Source organism: Paraburkholderia ginsengiterrae (genome assembly GCF_001645125.1).
Lineage (GTDB): Bacteria > Pseudomonadota > Gammaproteobacteria > Burkholderiales > Burkholderiaceae > Paraburkholderia > Paraburkholderia ginsengiterrae.
In genome coordinates, this window is the sequence record NZ_LXKA01000391.1 from 1 (window position 1) to 2,904 (window position 2,904).

A 2,904-nucleotide genomic window follows, 5' to 3' on the forward strand; every position below is an offset into this window, starting at 1 on the left:
GAGACGGCGCACGCGACGCGCGGAGGTGGACCGAACAGCCGAAGAGCGAGGACGGCGGCACGCCGGCGATCGCCGTCGTGAGGGGCTGGTGTCAGGAGGGCGGCGGCCAGCGGCCGGCCATGAGCGACGAGGCGGTCGGCGTCAAGAATCAGGGGACGAATTTTCTCGGTGGTCCGCCGCTCGTGAAAGCGGCCACCGGCGAAGTGGTCAGCGCCGAAGACCTCGGCGGCGGCGACGTGCATACGCGTCTGTCGGGCGTGGTCGATCATCTCGCGCAGAACGACGCGCACGCGCTGGGGATTGCGCGCAGCATCGTCGGCAATCTGAACCGCAGCAAGCAGGTGCCGGTTGCGTTGCAGGAACCCAAGCCGCCGCGCTACGACGTGAAGAGCATGTACGGCGTGATTCCGGTGGATACGCGCAAGCCCTTCGATATCCGTGAAGTGATCGCGCGCATCGTCGACGATTCCGCTTTCGACGAATTCAAGGCGCGTTACGGCACCACACTCGTGTGCGGTTTCGCGCATATCTGGGGGCACCCGGTCGGCATCATCGCGAACAACGGCATTCTGTTTTCGGAGTCGGCGCTCAAGGGCGCGCACTTCATCGAACTGTGCAGCCAGCGCAAGATTCCGCTCGTGTTCCTGCAGAACATCACCGGCTTCATGGTGGGACGCAAGTACGAGAACGAAGGCATCGCGCGCAACGGCGCGAAGATGGTGACGGCAGTGGCGACGGCGAAGGTGCCGAAATTCACGGTGATCATCGGCGGCTCGTTCGGCGCGGGCAATTACGGCATGTGTGGCCGCGCATACTCGCCGCGCTTCCTGTGGATGTGGCCGAACGCGCGCATTTCGGTGATGGGCGGCGAGCAGGCGGCGTCAGTGCTGGCCACGGTCAAGCGCGACGGTATCGAGGGCAAGGGAGGGGCGTGGAGTGCCGAAGAGGAAGAGGCCTTCAAGCAGCCGATCCGCGATCAATACGAGCATCAGGGCCACCCGTACTACGCGAGCGCGCGGCTGTGGGACGACGGCGTGATCGATCCGGCGCAAACACGCGACGTGCTGGGTCTGGGGCTGTCGGCCACGATGAATGCGCCGATCGAAGATACGCGCTTTGGCGTGTTCAGAATGTGACGATGCACGACGAGCGTGCAGGAGCAGCAGAATGCAATACGAAACCCTGAATATTGAATTCGCCGGACAGATCGCCACGGTCACGTTGAACCGGCCTGACGTGCGCAACGCGTTCAACGAAACGATGATCGCCGAACTGACATCGGCGTTCACGGCACTCAACGAGCGCGACGACGTTCGCGCGGTGGTGCTCGCCGCGAACGGCAAGGCGTTCTGCGCGGGCGCCGATCTGAACTGGATGAAGAAGATGGCCGGTTACTCGGACGACGAGAACCGCGCCGACGCGATGCGTCTCGCCAACATGCTGTCGGCGATCTATCGCTGCAACAAGCCGGTGATCGCGCGCGTGAATGGCGACGCGTACGCGGGCGGCATGGGTTTGATTTCGGCGTGCGACATCGTAGTGGCGGTGGAGGGCGCGCGCTTCTGTCTGTCCGAGGCGCGTCTCGGCCTGATTCCGGCCACCATTGCGCCGTACGTGATTCGGGCGTTGGGCGAGCAGGCCTCGCGCCGCTATTTCACAACCGCCGAGCAGTTCGATTGCGCGACGGCGCTACGCCTGGGTCTCGTCAGCGAAGCCGTTAGCGCGGAACAGCTCGACGCCACGGTCCGGCAGATTGCCGAGACGCTTTGCGCGAACGGTCCGCAGGCGGTGCGCGCGTGCAAGCTGCTCGTGCAGGACGTCGCGGGCCACGAGTTGAGCGCCGCGCTGATCGAAGATACGGCGGCGCGTATCGCGCAGACGCGTGCCGGTGCGGAAGGGCGCGAGGGCGTCGCGTCGTTCCTCGAGAAGCGCACGCCGGCCTGGCGCAACTGACGCGCGGCTCACGCATACTTTCCGAGGCGCCGGCAGGCCTTCACTAGAAGAAACTCCCCAGATCGAGACACCTCATGTTCAACAAGATCCTGATTGCCAACCGGGGCGAGATTGCGTGCCGCGTGGCGGCGACCTGCAAGCGGCTCGGCATCGCGAGCGTGGCCGTCTATTCGGATGCCGACGCTAACGCGAAACACGTGGCAGCCTGTGACGAAGCCGTGCACATCGGCGGCTCGACCGCGGCGGAAAGCTATCTGCGCGTCGAGCGCATCATCGAGGCGGCGAAAGCGACCGGCGCGCAGGCGGTGCACCCGGGCTACGGCTTTCTGTCGGAGAACGAAGATTTCGCGCATGCCTGCGAGGCCGCCGGCATCGTCTTCATCGGACCGCCGGTGGAGGCGATCGCCGCAATGGGCTCGAAGGCGGCGGCGAAGGCCCTGATGCACGCGGCCGCGGTGCCGCTCGTGCCGGGCTATCACGGCGACGACCAGGACGCCACACTGCTGCATCGCGAAGCGGATTCAATCGGCTATCCGGTGCTGCTCAAAGCCAGCGCCGGTGGCGGCGGCAAGGGCATGCGGGTGGTCGAGCGCAGCGAGGATTTCGCGGCGGCGCTTGCCTCCTGCAAACGGGAAGCGGCGAGCAGCTTCGGCAACGATCGCGTGCTGATCGAAAAGTATCTGACGCGCCCGCGTCACGTGGAAGTGCAGGTCTTCGCGGACCGTCTCGGCGGAGCGGTCTATCTGTTCGATCGCGACTGCTCGGTGCAGCGGCGTCACCAGAAGGTGCTGGAAGAGGCGCCCGCGCCTGGCCTGTCGCAGGAAATCAAGCGCGAAATGGGCGAGGCCGCGGTGGCCGCGGCGCGCGCGGTGAATTACGTCGGCGCGGGCACGGTCGAGTTCATCATGACCGGCACGGGCGATTTCTATTTCATGGAAATGAACACGCGCC

The 2,904-nt window shown here is 65.5% G+C and carries 3 protein-coding genes; all 3 read left to right on the plus strand.

Annotated features, from left to right (window positions below; translation table 11 throughout):
* On the plus strand, window positions 1-1,136 hold a 1,136-nt coding region (locus tag A6V37_RS37575), incomplete at its 5' end, for a carboxyl transferase domain-containing protein (RefSeq protein WP_244174077.1).
* A 31-nt stretch (window positions 1,137-1,167) separates the two neighbouring features.
* A complete protein-coding gene (locus A6V37_RS37580) occupies window positions 1,168-1,953 on the plus strand; it encodes an enoyl-CoA hydratase/isomerase family protein (RefSeq protein WP_064270768.1) in 786 nt (261 codons plus the stop codon).
* A gap of 74 nt (window positions 1,954-2,027) precedes the next feature.
* The coding region (locus A6V37_RS37585) for an ATP-binding protein (RefSeq protein WP_131799930.1) at window positions 2,028-2,904 on the plus strand (877 nt) is incomplete at its 3' end.